General features: G+C 74.0%; 18 protein-coding genes. 12 read left to right on the forward strand and 6 right to left on the reverse strand.

Annotated features, from left to right (window positions below):
* Positions 1–84: 84 nt before the first annotated feature.
* Together BM385_RS11125 and BM385_RS11130 are read right to left on the reverse strand one after the other, a co-directional pair.
* Entirely contained in the window at positions 85–747 is a 663-nt protein-coding gene (locus BM385_RS11125) for a hypothetical protein (RefSeq protein WP_093842913.1), read from the reverse strand.
* The gene (locus BM385_RS11130; RefSeq protein ID WP_093842914.1) at positions 744–1427 is read right to left on the reverse strand and encodes a SigE family RNA polymerase sigma factor; all 684 of its coding nucleotides are present in this window, start codon (positions 1425–1427) and stop codon (positions 744–746) included. Before BM385_RS11130 ends, BM385_RS11125 begins: the two co-directional genes overlap by 4 nt.
* A 64-nt stretch (positions 1428–1491) precedes the next feature.
* Between BM385_RS11130 and BM385_RS11135 the strand changes: the two genes are divergently transcribed.
* Both BM385_RS11135 and BM385_RS11140 read left to right on the forward strand, forming a co-directional pair.
* Positions 1492–2613, forward strand: coding sequence for an amidohydrolase family protein (locus BM385_RS11135; protein ID WP_093842915.1), 1122 nt, complete (start codon positions 1492–1494; stop codon positions 2611–2613).
* A 174-nt stretch (positions 2614–2787) separates the two neighbouring features.
* Positions 2788–3855 (forward strand): SCO1860 family LAETG-anchored protein, encoded by a 1068-nt coding sequence (locus tag BM385_RS11140; protein ID WP_093842916.1) that lies wholly within the window; start codon positions 2788–2790, stop codon positions 3853–3855.
* Positions 3856–3955: 100 nt separating this feature from the next.
* On the opposite strand, the gene BM385_RS11145 is transcribed toward BM385_RS11140, so the two are convergent.
* Positions 3956–4186, reverse strand: coding sequence for a hypothetical protein (locus BM385_RS11145; RefSeq protein ID WP_019433898.1), 231 nt, complete (start codon positions 4184–4186; stop codon positions 3956–3958).
* A 19-nt stretch (positions 4187–4205) separates the two neighbouring features.
* Complete coding sequence (locus tag BM385_RS11150; protein ID WP_093842917.1) at positions 4206–5465, reverse strand: inorganic phosphate transporter; 1260 nt, start codon at positions 5463–5465, stop codon at positions 4206–4208.
* 204 nt (positions 5466–5669) lie between these two features.
* On the opposite strand from BM385_RS11150, the gene BM385_RS11155 reads away from it, so the two are divergent.
* The 10 genes from BM385_RS11155 (at position 5670) to amaP (ending at position 14009) form a co-directional block, all read left to right on the forward strand.
* Complete coding sequence (locus BM385_RS11155) at positions 5670–6812, forward strand: alpha/beta hydrolase (protein WP_093842918.1); 1143 nt, start codon at positions 5670–5672, stop codon at positions 6810–6812.
* Positions 6813–6865: 53 nt separating this feature from the next.
* Positions 6866–8275, forward strand: coding sequence for a hypothetical protein (locus BM385_RS11160; RefSeq protein WP_078576073.1), 1410 nt, complete (start codon positions 6866–6868; stop codon positions 8273–8275).
* Between the two features lie 157 nt (positions 8276–8432).
* Positions 8433–10031, forward strand: a complete 1599-nt coding sequence (gene abc-f / locus BM385_RS11165; RefSeq protein ID WP_019433902.1) for a ribosomal protection-like ABC-F family protein — start codon at positions 8433–8435, stop codon at positions 10029–10031.
* A gap of 361 nt (positions 10032–10392) precedes the next feature.
* Positions 10393–10614 carry a helix-turn-helix domain-containing protein gene (locus BM385_RS11170; protein WP_019433903.1) on the forward strand — a complete coding sequence of 74 codons (222 nt, stop codon included), beginning with the start codon at positions 10393–10395 and terminating at the stop codon, positions 10612–10614.
* 34 nt (positions 10615–10648) lie between these two features.
* Positions 10649–11434, forward strand: coding sequence for an enoyl-CoA hydratase/isomerase family protein (locus tag BM385_RS11175; RefSeq protein WP_093842919.1), 786 nt, complete (start codon positions 10649–10651; stop codon positions 11432–11434).
* Positions 11435–11634: 200 nt separating this feature from the next.
* Positions 11635–12075: an Asp23/Gls24 family envelope stress response protein gene (locus BM385_RS11180; protein ID WP_026047450.1), complete on the forward strand. Its 441-nt coding sequence runs from the start codon at positions 11635–11637 to the stop codon at positions 12073–12075.
* A gap of 47 nt (positions 12076–12122) precedes the next feature.
* On the forward strand, positions 12123–12320 hold the full coding sequence (locus BM385_RS11185) for a hypothetical protein (protein ID WP_019433906.1): 198 nt from the start codon (positions 12123–12125) through the stop codon (positions 12318–12320).
* 6 nt (positions 12321–12326) lie between these two features.
* Positions 12327–12683, forward strand: coding sequence for a hypothetical protein (locus BM385_RS11190; protein ID WP_093842920.1), 357 nt, complete (start codon positions 12327–12329; stop codon positions 12681–12683).
* Positions 12680–13402, forward strand: a complete 723-nt coding sequence (locus tag BM385_RS11195) for a DUF6286 domain-containing protein (RefSeq protein WP_093842921.1) — start codon at positions 12680–12682, stop codon at positions 13400–13402. Before BM385_RS11190 ends, BM385_RS11195 begins: the two co-directional genes overlap by 4 nt.
* Positions 13403–13412: 10 nt before the next feature.
* The gene (gene amaP / locus BM385_RS11200; protein ID WP_093842922.1) at positions 13413–14009 is read left to right on the forward strand and encodes an alkaline shock response membrane anchor protein AmaP; all 597 of its coding nucleotides are present in this window, start codon (positions 13413–13415) and stop codon (positions 14007–14009) included.
* On the opposite strand, the gene BM385_RS11205 is transcribed toward amaP, so the two are convergent.
* Together BM385_RS11205 and BM385_RS11210 are read right to left on the reverse strand one after the other, a co-directional pair.
* The gene (locus tag BM385_RS11205) at positions 14002–14403 is read right to left on the reverse strand and encodes a type II toxin-antitoxin system VapC family toxin (RefSeq protein ID WP_254791509.1); all 402 of its coding nucleotides are present in this window, start codon (positions 14401–14403) and stop codon (positions 14002–14004) included. The two genes, amaP and BM385_RS11205, sit on opposite strands and share 8 nt — an antisense overlap.
* On the reverse strand, positions 14400–14681 hold the full coding sequence (locus BM385_RS11210) for a FitA-like ribbon-helix-helix domain-containing protein (RefSeq protein ID WP_093842923.1): 282 nt from the start codon (positions 14679–14681) through the stop codon (positions 14400–14402). The genes BM385_RS11205 and BM385_RS11210 overlap by 4 nt, the downstream gene beginning before the upstream one ends.
* Positions 14682–14685: the final 4 nt, after the last annotated feature.

A 14685-nucleotide genomic window follows, 5' to 3' on the forward strand; every position in this document is an offset into this window, starting at 1 on the left:
GCGCCTTGATATGTCGGCTGATAATTCACCTGGAAAGAGCACCCGTGGCGCTTGTTGAAAAGACACCGAATTGACGTTCCGCATTCACCGGAAACCGCCTTCCGCGGTCAGCGGGCCGTCCGCCGCCGTCGCCCGCACGAGGTAACGGTCGTACCCGGGTTCGTGTCCGCCGGCCGGATGGTCGTACTGCGCGGCGAACACATGCTCCCCGGCCGGCACCTCGGCCCCCGGCCGCAGCACCCAGCGGTGCACCAGCTCCTCGCCCTCCTGGCTCACCGTCAGATCGAAGTCCTCGCCCGGCAGGGTCCGCCAGGCCCCCGTCGAGCGCACTCCGTCCCCGCCCCGCACCCGCAGCTCCAGCGAGAACGCCGTCAGCGGCAGCTCGGTCCGCACCGTCACATTGCTCTGCGACCAGGACGCGTGACTGCCCGGATCCAGCTCGCCCAGCGCGCTCAGCGGGCCCGCCGTCACCGCCGCCGGAGGTGTGCCGCCCCCGGTCCCGTCCGGGGCCGGCCGGCCCACGGCCAGCGCTACCGCGCCCACCGTCAGCGCGAGCGCCGCCGCGGCTCCGGCCACCCGCGCCCAGCGCGGCGGCGCGCCCGCCCGCCGGCGCCCCCGTACGTCCTGCGCGCCGTCCAGGATGCCCGCCGTCACCCGGGCCCGCATCCGCTCCCGGTCCGGCCGGTGCGCCCGCGCAGCCGCCCGCAGCGCGGGCGCCGGCCCGGGCTCGCCCGTGGGCTCGCTCATCCGCTACTCCGTTCCACCGGGCCGGTGCGCAGCACCCGCAGCGTCGCATCGGCACCGGCAGCGGCGTCGGCACCGGTCCCGGTCTTGCCGGGGCCCGTCGCGGCACCGGGGGTCAGCAGCCGCTCCAACTCCGCGATACCGCGCGAGGTCTGGCTCTTCACCGTACCGACCGAGATGCCCAGCGCGCGGGCGGTCTCGCGTTCGGACAGGTCGAAGGCGTGCCGCAGCACCACACAGGCGCGCTTGCGGTAGGGCAGCCGGTCCAGGGCCGCCCGGACGTCCAGCACCGCCGGCACATCGGGACCCTCGGTGTGCGTGCTGTGCTGCGACCAGAAGAGGGCGATCCGGCGCCGCTCGCGGGTTCGGCTGCGGATGCTGGAGCGCGCCATATTGGCGACCACGCCCCGGGCGTACGCGATGGGGCGGTCGGCCGCCCGTACCCGCTCCCAGCGGTGCCAGATGGCCACCAGCGCGTCGGCGGCCAGGTCGTCCGCGCTCTCCGCGCTGTCCCGGCCGCCGAGCAGCAGATGGGCGAGCCGGGCGAGTTCGGCGTGGTGCCGCTCGAAGAACGCGTCGAACTCCGCGCTGAACCCGTCGCTGGGGTCGGCCACGCCGGCCTCCTTGGTGTTGCGGACCCGTACTCCCGCCGAACCGTCCCTGTTCGACAGGCCGTGCAACATTCGGACATCCGTCCGGACCCCCGGCGACCCTGGAGACTAGCAGTCAATTTGTAGGCTGCCGAGCATGATTGACGACACTCCGGCGTTGCACATCAAGGGACGGATCCTGCTCGGCCCCGGGGCGGTGTCCGGTGGGCGGGCCGAGTGGCAGGTCCGGGACGAGCTGTGGGTCACCGGCGGCCGGATCACCTTCGAACGGCCCCGCCGGCTGCGGGAGATCACCACCGTGACCGGCTGGGCGCTGCCCGGTCTGGTGGACGCGCACTGCCATGTCGGACTGGACGCGCACGGCGCGGTGGACCGGATCACCGCCGAGCGGCAGGCGCTGACGGACCGGGACGCGGGCGCGCTGCTGCTGCGCGACGCCGGCTCGCCCGCCGACACCCGCTGGATCGACGACCGGGAGGATCTGCCCCGGCTCATCAGGGCGGGCCGGCACATCGCCCGCACCCGGCGCTACATCCGCAACTACGCCGAGGAGATCGAGCCCGGCGAGCTGGCCGCGACCGTCCGCGAGCAGGCGCGGCGCGGGGACGGCTGGGTCAAGCTGGTCGGCGACTGGATCGACCGGGGCGCCGGCGACCTGGCGCCGTGCTGGCCGGCCGGCGCGCTGCGCGAGGCGATCGCGGCGGCGCACGAGGAGGGCGCCCGGGTGACCGCGCACTGCTTCGCCGAGGACTCGCTGCGCGATCTGGTGGCGGCCGGCATCGACTGCGTGGAGCACGCCACCGGGCTGACCGAGGAGACCATCCCGCTGTTCGCCGAGCGGGGGGTGGCCATCGTGCCCACGCTGGTCAACATCGCGACCTTTCCCCGGCTCGCGGACGGCGGCCAGGCGAAGTTCCCGCGCTGGGCGGACCACATGCGGCGGCTGCACGCACGCCGGCACGACACGGTGCGGGCCGCGTACGACGCGGGGATCCCGGTCTTCGCCGGCACCGACGCCGGGGGATCGCTGGGGCACGGGCTCATCGCCCAGGAGGTGGCGGAACTGCGGGCCGCCGGGCTGCCGGTGCACGACGCGCTGGGCGCGGCCTCCTGGCGGGCGCGGCAGTGGCTGGGACGTCCGGGGCTGACCGAGGGCGCCCCGGCCGATCTGGTGGTCTACGGCGAGGACCCGCGGGCCGATCCGGCGGTGCTGGCCCGGCCCCGGCGGGTGGTGCTGCGGGGGCGCGTGGTGGCGTGAAGCAGCCGGTGGGGGCGCGCGTACGGGTGACGTGCGGGGCGGAAGCGAACAGGAGTGGCCCTGGAATCGCACGCTCAAGCGACTTTGCCCCGTTCGGGTGAAGTGCCCGAAGATTGCTGACGTTTCCATGTTTGAACATCAAGGATGGCGGAGTCCCAGTCGCCACCGCGTGTGATGTCCCCCATCGGCACGCGTGGCGGCGCCAACTTTCCCGTGGGGGTTCCACACGTGTACAACTCTGCCTTCCGCCGGTCAGCCGTCCTGCTGGCCACCGCCGCGCTGCTCGGGGCCGCGGGTCCCGCCTACGCGACGACCGGCGGGGACAGCACCGGCGAGGAGAGCGACGGCCGCGGCTCGGCCCGCGCCACGGTGCTCCGCACCAGCCTGGACGTCGGCCTCCTCAACCGCACCGTCCAGCTGCCGCTCGAACTCACGCTCAACGAGGTGAACGCCCCCGAGACCGAGGGCACCGCGGACAGGACCGCCCTCAGCGCCAGCCTGGAGGGCGTGGACGGCGGACGCCCCTTCGAGGTGCTGCGCGCCGACGTGGCCTCCGCCACCGCCACCGCCACCGACGATGGCACCGAGGCCGAGGTCTCGCTGGCCGAGGCCAGGCTCCACGTGCCCGGTCTGCCGCTGCTCTCCGTGGTCGAACTGGAGGCGATCACCGCCCGCGCCGTGTGCGCCACCGGCGCGGCCCCCGTCGCCGAGGCCAACCTGGGCGCCTCCCTCACGGTGCTCGGCAAGGAGGTCACCCTCAGCACCGGCGGCAGCACCGTCGTGGACGTGCCGGGCGTCGGCTCCGTCGAGCTGGACCTGTCCGCCACCGAGACCACCAGCACCACCGCGGCGGCCAGCGCCCTCGATCTGCGGATCGCCGTCAACCCGCTCAAGCTCAATGTCGCCGAGGTCGAGGGCCGCGTCACGCTCGCCGAGGTCAGCTGCACCACCCCGGACGGCAGCGGCACGGGCGGCGAGGAGGAGCCCGAGCCCGAGCCCGAGCGGCCGGAGGAGCCCGCCGAGGAGGAGCAGCCCGCCCCGTCCGGCCCCAGCACCCAGACCGGGGAGCAGACCGAGGTCGACCAGGGCACCGGCCCGGACCTCGCCGCCACCGGCGGCGACTCCAGCACCCCCTACCTGGCCGGCAGCGCCATCGCCCTGCTGGGCGGCGGCGGCATCCTCCTGGTGGCCAGGCGGCGCGCCCTGGCCGCGGCGGCGGCGCGCAGGACCACCGAGGGCTGATTCCGCTCTGATCACCCTCGTTCCGTGAGCGGTGTGCCCCGGCCCGGGCGGTAGGAGCCCGGGCCGGGGCACACCCCGGAGGATCGATGCGAGTGCGGCCTCAGAAGGCGATCAGATAGATGCCGTAGCCGACCGCCGCCGCGCACAGCGCGAAGCACGCGTAGCCGCCCACCCTGCTCAGCGCCGCGCCCAGCCGGGGCCGGCCGGCCGCCGCCGCACCGCCCTGGTTCGCGCCGGTCACGATGCCGACCGTGAACAGGCCGACGAGCGCGATCGTCAGGAGCACGGACACCAGGGCGACCTCGCCCAGTACGGACCATTCGATGTTCATGGTGTTCCTGTCCTTCGGCTCAGACCGTGGTGGTCGGCTGGTCGGGTACGGAGGGCTCCTCGCCCGCCCGGCCGGCGGGCGCCGTCCGGGTGATGGTCACCTGGAGCGGCACCGGGGCCGGCTCCGGGCCGGACTCCGCGGGAGCGGCCTCCGCCGGCTGCGCGTCGTTCACACCGTTCACGTCGTTCACGTTCGAGTGGTCCACCGGCTCCTTGCGGGACCGCACGTAGATCGCGATGCTCCCCGCGATCAGCAGCGCCAGCACCGCGCTCACGCCCCACGTGCCCTGCTCCGCGAGCAGCGCGCCCAGCGCCCCGATGATCCCGGCGGCCGGCAGCGTCAGACCCCACGCCACCACCATCCGGCGCGCGGTCGACCAGTGCACCACGCCGCCCTTGCGGCCCAGGCCGCAGCCCATCACCGCGCCCGAGCACACCTGCGTGGTGGAGAGCGCGAAGCCCATGTGGGAGGAGGCCAGGATGGTGGTCGCCGCGCTGGTCTGGGCGGCGAAGCCCTGCGGCGGCTGGATGTCGGTGATGCCCTTGCCCAGCGTGCGGATGATCCGCCAGCCGCCCAGGTAGGTGCCGAGCGCGATGGCGATACCGGCCGAGGCGATCACCCACATCGGCGGATCCGAGTCGGGCGCCAGCACCCCGCCCGCGATCAGCGCCAGGGTCATCACACCCATCGTCTTCTGCGCGTCATTGGTGCCGTGCGCCAGCGAGACCAGCGCCGCCGAGCCGATCTGGCCCGCCCGGTACCCCTTGGAGGTGGCCCGCTCGTCGGTGTTCCGCGCCACCCGGTACGTCAGCCGGGTGGCGGCCATCGCCGCGAACCCCGCCACCAGCGGCGCCACCAGCGCCGGAACGATCACCTTCATCACCACGGCGTCACCGTGGATCGCGTCCAGGCCGACCGAGGCGATGGTCGCGCCGATCAGACCGCCGAACAGCGCGTGCGAGGAGCTGGAGGGCAGCCCCGCCAGCCAGGTGAGCAGATTCCACAGGATGGCGCCCACCAGACCGGCGAAGATCACTTCGGGCTGGACGCCCGCCGACTCGTCGATGATCCCGCCCGAGATGGTCCGCGCCACCTCGACCGAGAGGAAGGCGCCGACCAGATTGAGTACGGCCGACATGGCCACCGCCGCCTTGGGCTTCATGGCCCCGGTGGAGATGGTCGTGGCCATGGCGTTGGCCGTGTCGTGGAAGCCGTTGGTGAAGTCAAATGCCAAAGCCGTGACGATCACGATCGCGATCAACAGCGTGATGTGTTCCATCTACCGGACAATCAGCTCGACGGGGCAAGGCCGCGGTGAACGTAAAAGAAACAGATGAACGGAAAGTGAACTGCTGGCAGCCTCCGGGTGCTGTGTACCAAGGACCCTTGTCCGAACGGTGAATGCGCAGGTGAACACGGCGGACGAGTCGCCCGCACGGCGCTCCGAGTGGCCGCGCGCCGCCGGTGCCCCCATGCTGGGGACATGGGTCGGCGCACAACGGCGGCGATGACCGCCACAGCACTGCTCGGCGCCACCGCGGCGGCAGCCGCCGTGGCGGTCCGCACCGGCAGAAAGGCCGCGGCACCGGTCGGGTTCACCACCGCCGCGGTGACGGTGCACGCCACCGCCGCCGGACGTGTCACACTCACCCGCACGTTGGAAACCCTGCGTCCCGGGGTGTACGCGCTGGCCGCCACGGACGGCGACCCGCCCGCCCGCGCCGTCGTCGGCGAACTGCTCGACGTCCCGGCCGGCGAGCACACCGTGGTCCGCCGCCTCGTCGCCACCACCCCCGACCAGGGCCCGCCGCTCACCCCCGGCAGCCGCGTCACCCTCACCCCGCAGCTGTACCGGGGCGACCCGCGCTCCGCACTGGGCATCGAGCACCAGGACATCACCGTCCCCTCCGAGCTCGGCCCGCTGCCCGCCTGGTACGTCCCCAACAGCCGCGACATCTGGGTCATCGCCCTGCACGGCGGCCTCGGCGCCACCCGCGAACAGGCCCTCAACCTGCTCCCGCGCTGGCAGCGCGACCAACTGCCCGTCCTCGTCCCCGGCTACCGGGGCGACCCCGGCGCCCCGCGCGCCGGCGAGGACACCGCCCGGCTGCTCGGCGCCGCCCAGTGGCACGACGCCGACGCCGCCGTCCGCCACGCGCTGCACCTCGGTGCACAGCGGGTGATCCTGCACGGCTGGTCCACCGGAGCCACCACGGCCCTGTTCACCGCCGCCCGCTCCCCGCTCGCCCACCGCATCGCCGGCATCGTCCTCGACTCACCCGTCCTGGACCGTGCCGCCACCCGCCGCGCCCTCGCCGCCCGGCGCGGCGTGCCCACCCCGCTGCTCCCGCTGGCGCTCGCCGGCGCCCAGGGCGGCCTCGTCCCGCACGACAGCGACCCGCCGCCGCTGACCGCCGGACCGCACGGCACCCCCATCCCCGTGCTGATCCTGCACGGACCCGGCGACACCATCGCCCCCTGGGACGCCTCCCGGGAGCTGGCCGCCCGGCACCCCGAGGCCGTCGTCCTGCACACCGTCCGGCAGGCCGAGCACGCCGCCATGTGGAACGCCGATCCGGCCGGGTACGAGGAGATCCTGCGACGCTTTGTCACCCCCCTCATGTGAGGGCGGACGTCCGCCGTTTGGGCTTTCGAGCCCTCAGCGGTGAAACTGCTCGGGTGACGTCCCGAACTCCGCGCGAGCCCCGGTTGCACCTGGTCCCCGAAGTGCCCGCCCAGCCCGCCGCCGCGGGCCGGCGGACCCGACCCCGCACCCCCGTACGACGCACCCCCACCCCGCCGCGCGGCATCCCGCCGCGCGCCGAGCTGGCCCGCCAGGCCCGCGCACTGCTGGCCGACACCGTCCGCGTGGCCCGCTGGGCCCAGCTCACCGGCAGCGCCCCCGACACCGCCGCCGACCGGGCCGCCCCCGCCCTGCGGCTCAGCCCCGCCCAACTGCGCGAGCTGTGGGGCGGCGCCCGCCTCGCCGGTCTCGTCGAACAGGGCGAACCCGGACCGGCCGGCCCCACCGAGGTACGCGGCGGCTGGCGGCTGCGCGCCTGGGACAGCGACGACACCGCCGTGCTGCGCGGCTGGGTCGCCCTCTTCGAAGCCTGGTCCCTGGTCCGCCCCGCCCCCGGCGACGCGGACACCACCCTGGTCGCCGAGATCGTCACCGCCGTCCCCCAGCTCCTGGCCTTCATGCAGCTCTCCGGCGGCCCGGTCGCCGCCGTGGAACTCCTGGACCTGCTGCGCCAGCGCGTCACCGAACTGCGCGAGGGCCGCCCCGGCGCCGCCCCCAGCGCAGCCGCCGCCCCACCGATAGCCCCGGACCCCGAACTCGTCCGGCTGCTCGGCTGGGCCCTGGACGCGCTCTCCGCCGTCGGCGCCCTCACCCTGCACGCCCGCTACGGCGACACCCCCGCCCGGGCCCGGCTCACCCCGCTCGGCGGCTGGGCGATGTGGACCAAGCTGGAACAGATCTGCATCGCCGCCCAGAGCCCGGCCGGCAACATCGAACAATCCGCCGTCGGCATGCTGCGCGGCTGCGCCGGCCTCACCCCCGGCCCCGCCCGCGCCGAATACCGCGCCTGGCTCGCCGCCCGCCCCACCGGCCCGGCCGTCGACGAACTCCTGGAAGCCGCCCGCGGCGAGGACGCCCTCATCCGCTCGCTGGCCTTCGACGCCCTGCGCACCGTCGGCGCCCCCGCCCGCACCGCCGTCCGCGCCGCCGCCGACGAACCCGTGCTGCGCCCGTACGCGCTGCTGTGGCTGGCCGAGCACGAGGGCGAGGGCTCGGCCGCCGACCCCGAGGAGGCGCCGCAGACCGTCCTCACCCGCCAGGAGGCCACCTGGCTGTGGGTGGACACCGCATCGGCCGCCCACGAGCACGGCTCGGGGCAGCTGCTGCTCGACCACCTCGACTCCGCCCAGCAACCCTCCATCCCGGAACTGCTCGCCGAGATCCGCACCTGCGGCCACCCGCACACCGTGCAGGTCCTGCTGGCCCTCGCCGCCGCCCACCCGGACGCGGCCACCGCCAAACGGGTCCGCAGAGCCGCCTTCCAGGTGCACAACGGGGGCGCCTGACCGCGGCCGCCGGCGGGCACCGGGGGCGGGCACGGCCGAAACCGGCTTGCGGGCCCCCGGTAAACTGCCCCCATGGACTTTTCGCTCCTCGTTGCCTAGCGGACGTACCCGCGCCTCAGGAAGCTTCTGCCCGTACGTCCTCACCTGGAGTGATTCCGTGATTACCGCCACCGGTGTCGAGCTGCGCGCCGGCGCCCGCATCCTCATCGAGTCCGCGTCCTTCCGCATCGCCAAGGGCGACCGGATCGGTCTCGTGGGCCGCAACGGCGCCGGCAAGACCACCCTGACCAAGTGCCTGGCCGGCGAGGGCATCCCCGCCGCCGGCACCATCACCCGCGGCGGCGAGACCGGCTATCTGCCGCAGGACCCGCGCACCGGCGACCTCGACGTCCTCGCCCGCGACCGGGTCCTCTCCGCCCGCGGCCTGGACACCGTGCTGCGCGGCATGCGCGAGAACGAGCAGCGCATGGCCACCGGCAAGGGCGCCACCCGGGAGCGCGCCATGAAAAAGTACGAGCGCCTGGAGACCGAGTTCCTCACCAAGGGCGGCTACGCCGCCGAGGCCGAGGCGGCCACCATCGCCGCCAGCCTCGGCCTGCCCGACCGGGTGCTCGGCCAGCCCCTGCACACCCTCTCCGGCGGCCAGCGGCGCCGCGTCGAGCTGGCCCGCATCCTCTTCTCGGACGCCGACACCCTGCTGCTCGACGAACCGACCAACCACCTCGACGCCGACTCCATCGGCTGGCTGCGCGACTTCCTGAAGACCTACCGGGGCGGCCTGGTGGTCATCTCCCACGACGTCGAGCTGGTGGAGACCGTCGTCAACAAGGTCTTCTACCTCGACGCCAACCGCTCCCGCATCGACATCTACAACATGGGCTGGAAGCAGTACCAGGCCCAGCGCGAGGCGGACGAGAAGCGCCGCAAGCGCGAGCGCGCCAACGCCGAGAAGAAGGCCGCCGCCCTCAACGCCCAGGCCGACAAGATGCGCGCCAAGGCCACCAAGACCGTCGCCGCGCAGAACATGGCCCGCCGCGCCGAGCGGCTGCTGTCCGGCCTGGAGGAGCAGCGGCAGCAGGACAAGGTCGCCAAGCTGCGCTTCCCCGACCCCGCCCCGTGCGGCAAGACACCGCTGATGGCCGAGGGCCTGTCCAAGTCGTACGGCTCGCTGGAGATCTTCACCGATGTCTCGCTCGCCATCGACAAGGGCTCGCGGGTGGTGATCCTGGGCCTCAACGGCGCCGGCAAGACCACCCTGCTGCGGCTGCTCGGCGGGGTGGAGGAGCCGGACACCGGCCGGGTCACCCCGGGCCACGGCCTCAAGCTCGGCTACTACGCCCAGGAGCACGAGACGCTCGACCCCGACCGCACCGTCCTGGAGAACATGCGCTCGGCAGCCCCCGACATGGACCTGGTCGACATCCGCAAGACGCTGGGCTCCTTCCTGTTCTCCGGCGACGACGTGGACAAGCCGGCCGGCGTGCTCTCCGGCGGGGAGAAGACCCGGCTGGCCCTGGCCACCCTGGTGGTCTCCTCGGCCAATGTGCTGCTGCTTGACGAGCCGACCAACAACCTCGACCCGGCCAGCCGCGAGGAGATCCTGGGCGCGCTGCGCACCTTCACCGGCGCCGTCGTCCTGGTCACCCACGACGAGGGCGCGGTGGAGGCACTCCACCCGGAGCGCATCATCCTGCTCCCCGACGGGGTCGAGGACCTGTGGGGCAAGGACTACCTGGACCTGGTGGCCCTCGCCTGACGAGCGGCCGGTCCGCCGGATGTGATCATCCGGGATGGATCATTCGGCCCAGCCTTGATCCTTCATATGAGTGAGGGCGGCTCGTACGGCGGCGTGTCAGTGCGCCGGTCGTACGACCGTCCCTCTCCGGCCGCCCCGCCCGCCGCCGGCCCCCGCTGACCAGCGCATTCCATCCCTCGGTCATCGGCGGGCAGCCGAGCGCGACCGTACGGGCACGCGCCGGCCCGCCGCGACGCGCCGGTAACCCGTTGTCCGCTTGTCGTACGGACATCGTCGAATGGGTGGCCAGGAAGCCGGATAGGGGTGATCATGAGAGTCAGTTCGGAGAGTCCAACAGCGCACTTCCCACGAGGAGGCACGGGTGGCCGAGACTCTGAAGAAGGGCAGCCGGGTAACCGGCGCCGCACGCGAGAAGCTCGCGGCAGACCTCAAGCGTCAATACGAATCCGGCGCGAGCATCCGGGCACTGGCCGAGGAGACCGGCCGGTCGTACGGGTTCGTGCACCGCATGCTGAGCGAGGCCGGTGTCACCCTGCGGGGGCGGGGCGGCGCGACGAGAGGCAAAAAGACCCCGGCGGCCTGATCCCGGCGCCACCGGGGACGGATAATCTGACCCGATGACGCTGCTGGAGAAGGACGGTGTACGGGTCACCGTCGACGCCGACGGTGCCCTCGCGACCGTCACCCTGACCAACCCGGCCAAGCGCAACGCCCAGACGCCCGCCCTGTGGCGGGCGCTGGCCGAAGCCGGGCGGCGGCTGGACGGCACCGTGCGGGTGGTGGTGCTGCGTGCCGAAGGGGTGTCCTTCTCGGCCGGTCTCGACCGGCGGGCGTTCACCCCCGAAGGCATCGACGGCGAAGTCTCCTTCCCCGCCCTGGCCCGCCGCCCGGACGGCGAGATCGACGCGGTCATCGCCGAGTACCAGGAGGCCTTCACCTGGTGGCGGCGCACCGACCTGATCAGCGTCGCCGCCGTGCAGGGGCACGCCGTCGGCGCCGGCTTCCAGCTCGCCCTCGCCTGCGACCTGCGGATCTGCGCCGACGACGTGGCCTTCACGATGCCCGAGACCACCCTCGGTCTGGTGCCCGACCTCGGTGGCACCGGCCCGCTGGTCGAACTTCTCGGCTATCCGCGCGCCCTGGAGGTGTGCGCCACCGGCCGCACCATCCACGCCGAGGAGGCCGAACGCACCGGCCTGGCCAATCTCGTGGTCCCCGCCGCCGAACTGGCCGCCGCCACCGAGGACCTGACCACCGCCCTGCTGGCCGCCCCGCGCGCCGCGGTGACCGAGACCAAGGCCCTGCTCGCGACCGCCGGCACCCTGGCCCCCGAGGCCCAGCGCGAGGCCGAACGCGCCGCCCAGACCCGGCGGCTGCGCGATCTGACCGGCCTCGGCGAGTAACACCCGCCCCTGCCGTCCGCATCCCGGAACACCGCCGTGCGCCGCGGTCCGGCAACTGCCAGGAGTCGGCCACCGGATCCCCGGGCACGCGTAAGGTGACCGGGAACGGCGGAGCGAGCGCCGTTCGAGGACGCGGAAGACGGAAAAAGGGGTGAGGTCCGGTGTCCGACGGCGAAGACGGGACCGTGACGACGACCGAACTGCCGGGCAGCAGGACGGCACTGGCCGGGCGACGGGGCACCGGTGACCCCGCCACCCGGGGGCGTACCACCATCGCCGACGGCGTGGTGGCGAAGATCGCCGGGCTCGCCGCCCGCGACGTGGTGGGCGTGCACGCGATGGGCAGCGGCCTGGCCCGCACCTTCGGCGCGGTACGGGACCGGGTGCCGGGCAGCGGCAAATCGGCCACCCGGGGTGTCAAGGCCGAGGTAGGCGAGGTGCAGACCGCACTCGACCTGGAGATCGTCGTCGAGTACGGGGTCTCCATCGGCGATGTGGCCCGCACCGTCCGGGAGAATGTGATCGCCGCCGTCGAGCGGATGACCGGACTGGAAGTGGTCGAGGTCAACATCGCCGTGGTGGATGTGAAGTTGCCCGACAGCGAGGAAGATGACGAGGACTCCCGCCCGGCGTTGCAGTAGGACGGCACAAGGGGTAACGGGGCCGCGCGCGGAGAAGGAGCGGACGCATGAGCATGGCGATGGTCGGCATGGTGGCCGGCATGGCACTGGGATTCGCCGGATATTTCGGCGGATTCGGGGCCTTCCTTCTGGTGGCGGCCCTGGGCGCGATCGGGTTCGTGGCCGGTCGGTTCGCCGACGGCGATCTGGAGCCCGGGGACTTCTTCCGGGTCCGGGACCGCGGCGAGCGTGACCGGCGGAGGTGAGGGGCGATGACCACGGTGGTGCCCGCCGCCGAGCGCGGCGCGACCCGGATCGCCGAGCGGGTGGTGGCCAAGCTCGCCGCCCAGGCGGCGCGCGAGGCGCTGCCGCCCGGCGGCCCCGGCGCCCGGCCGTCCGCCACGGCGGTCCTGCGGCCCGCTCGCGGCCTGGCCCGGATCCGGGTCGCCGTCGAGCTGGCCTATCCCTCCGACATCGGGGCGCAGTGCGGTGCGGTACGCCGTCGCATCGTCTCCCGGGTCAGGGAACTGGCCGACCTGGAGGCCTCTGAGGTGGCCGTGGACGTGGAGCGGCTGCATACGGCGGAGTCCGGCGGCACCGGCGCGGCGGGAGCGAGGCGAGTGCGGTGAGTGAGGAGCGGCCCCTCTCCCTGGCCAAGGACCCGGACCCGGAACCGGAGCCCGGGGGACACCCCGGCGCCGGGCCGGGCCCGGAGACCGCGGACAGACCGGACACCCCGGACACCCCGGGCATGGCGGTCTCCTCCTCCGCCGCCCGCTACGAGCCGGACGCCGCCGCCGGCCGGGGCCGCCCGGCCGGCCGTTTCTGGTCGGTGCGCCGCGCCCCGGCGGCCCTGGTCGCCCTCGTGCTGCTGCTGTGCGCGGCGGTGCTGCTCTACGACATCGCCTCGGTCCGCGCGGAGCGCCCGGTCGGCGCCTGGCGCCGCCGGCTCGCCGAGGAACTGTCCACCCGCACCCTGGACGACCCGTGGGTGATCACCGGCGCGGTGCTCGCCGTGCTGGCCGGGGCGTGGCTGATCACCCTGGCGCTCACCCCCGGGCTGCGCGGCCTGCTGCCGATGCGCCGGGAGAGCCCGCTGCTGCGCGCCGGCATCGAGCGCCGGGCGGCAGGCGTCGTGCTGCACGACCGGGCGCTCCAGGTGCCCGGGGTGCGGACGGTGCGGGTCCGGGTCGGCCGGCGCCGGATCCGGGTGTGGGCGCAGGCGCACTTCCGCGATCTGCACGAGGTACGGGCCGATCTGGACGCGGTGCTGGAGACGGGCATCGCCGGGCTCGGCCTGGCCGGAGCACCGGCGCTGACCGTACAGGTCCGCCGGCCGAAGGGATGAGGGAGACCGCATGCTGCGCGTCACCAACCGGATCCTGCTCGCCCTGACCGGGACGGGCCTGCTGCTGGCCGGGCTCGCCGTGCTGGCGGCGGCGGCCGATCTGCCGGACCGCTGGGGCATCACCCTGCCGTCGGGCTACACCTGGCGCGGCCCGGACAGCGTGCTGCTCGGTTCCGACGGCCGGACCCGCTGGCACGGAACGGGCTGGTGGTGGCCGCTGGTCCTGGGCCTGCTCGGCCTGCTGGTGCTGCTGGCCCTGTGGTGGCTGCTGGCCCAGCTGCGCCGCCGGCGGCTGGCCGAGATCCTGGTGGACAGCGGCGACGGCGTGGGCGCGCTGCTGCGCGGGCACGCGATGGAGGAAGTGGTGGCCGCCGAGGCCGAGTCGCTGCCGGGCGTGGACCGGGCCGGCGTCACCCTCACCGGCCGCCGCACGGAACCCGAGGCACGGGTCGGCCTGGTCCTGCTGCCCCAGGCGGAACCGGCCGAGGTGGTCCGGCGCCTGGAAGCCGAGTCCCTGCGCCACGCCCACCGCTCGGCGGGCCTGGAATCCCTCCCGGCGGAGGTCAGGCTGCGGGCCTCGAAACACCCGCCGGAGCGGATCAGCTGACGACCTCGATCCGGCACCGCGCCCGGTCCGCCCTCAGCAACCGGGCGTCCGCGGTGACCAGCGGACAGTCGTAGACCTCGGCGGCGGCGATGTAGGCGGCGTCGTACCCGCTGACATTGCCGCGCAGCTCCCACATCCGGGGCAGCAGGGCGTCGGTGGGCACCACCGTGACCGCCATCCGGGGAATCCTGCTCAGCGCCTTGTGCGCCTGCTCGTCACTGAGCTTGCGGCCGAGCCACAGTCCGCGCAGGGCGCTGAACACCTCGGTCTTCCAATGCTCCGGGACGACCCAGCCCGGATCACGGGCAGCCGCCGCGCGGGCCGACTTCACCCGGGGGTCCGAGCCCGGCTGGGCGAACAGCAACGCGGCGACCGACGCGTCGAGAACGATCACGCGGCACCGTCCCGGCGGTCCGCTTCAGGACTGCCGAACACCCGGCCCCGTTCCGCACGGGCGTCGTCGAGAGCGGCCAGGACGTCTTCGACGGTCGGTCCGGGCTGTGGGGATTCGTCGTCGAGCTCTCTGATCAGGTCGAGATTTCTGCTGAAGGATGCCTCGCGCAGGACGAGAGCCAGCAGGAACGCCTGCAGGGACTGACCGTTCTCGCGCGCGCGTGCGGCGAGCGTGTCCCGGACGTCCTCGGGGACATCGCGGATCTGAAGCGCCACCATGCAT

The organism is Streptomyces harbinensis (assembly GCF_900116145.1).
GTDB lineage: Bacteria > Actinomycetota > Actinomycetes > Streptomycetales > Streptomycetaceae > Streptomyces > Streptomyces carpaticus.

What these genes read in the sequence shown, in the direction of transcription:
- BM385_RS11125 (WP_093842913.1), bottom strand. Translation starts at nt 747, where the DNA reads ATGAGCGAGCCCACGGGCGAGCCCGGGCCGGCGCCCGCGCTGCGGGCG.
- BM385_RS11130 (WP_093842914.1), bottom strand. Translation starts at nt 1,427, where the DNA reads ATGTTGCACGGCCTGTCGAACAGGGACGGTTCGGCGGGAGTACGGGTC.
- BM385_RS11135 (WP_093842915.1), top strand. Translation starts at nt 1,492, where the DNA reads ATGATTGACGACACTCCGGCGTTGCACATCAAGGGACGGATCCTGCTC.
- BM385_RS11140 (WP_093842916.1), top strand. Translation starts at nt 2,788, where the DNA reads ATGTCCCCCATCGGCACGCGTGGCGGCGCCAACTTTCCCGTGGGGGTT.
- BM385_RS11145 (WP_019433898.1), bottom strand. Translation starts at nt 4,186, where the DNA reads ATGAACATCGAATGGTCCGTACTGGGCGAGGTCGCCCTGGTGTCCGTG.
- BM385_RS11150 (WP_093842917.1), bottom strand. Translation starts at nt 5,465, where the DNA reads ATGGAACACATCACGCTGTTGATCGCGATCGTGATCGTCACGGCTTTG.
- BM385_RS11155 (WP_093842918.1), top strand. Translation starts at nt 5,670, where the DNA reads ATGGGTCGGCGCACAACGGCGGCGATGACCGCCACAGCACTGCTCGGC.
- BM385_RS11175 (WP_093842919.1), top strand. Translation starts at nt 10,649, where the DNA reads ATGACGCTGCTGGAGAAGGACGGTGTACGGGTCACCGTCGACGCCGAC.
- BM385_RS11185 (WP_019433906.1), top strand. Translation starts at nt 12,123, where the DNA reads ATGAGCATGGCGATGGTCGGCATGGTGGCCGGCATGGCACTGGGATTC.
- BM385_RS11190 (WP_093842920.1), top strand. Translation starts at nt 12,327, where the DNA reads ATGACCACGGTGGTGCCCGCCGCCGAGCGCGGCGCGACCCGGATCGCC.
- amaP (WP_093842922.1), top strand. Translation starts at nt 13,413, where the DNA reads ATGCTGCGCGTCACCAACCGGATCCTGCTCGCCCTGACCGGGACGGGC.
- BM385_RS11210 (WP_093842923.1), bottom strand. Translation starts at nt 14,681, where the DNA reads ATGGTGGCGCTTCAGATCCGCGATGTCCCCGAGGACGTCCGGGACACG.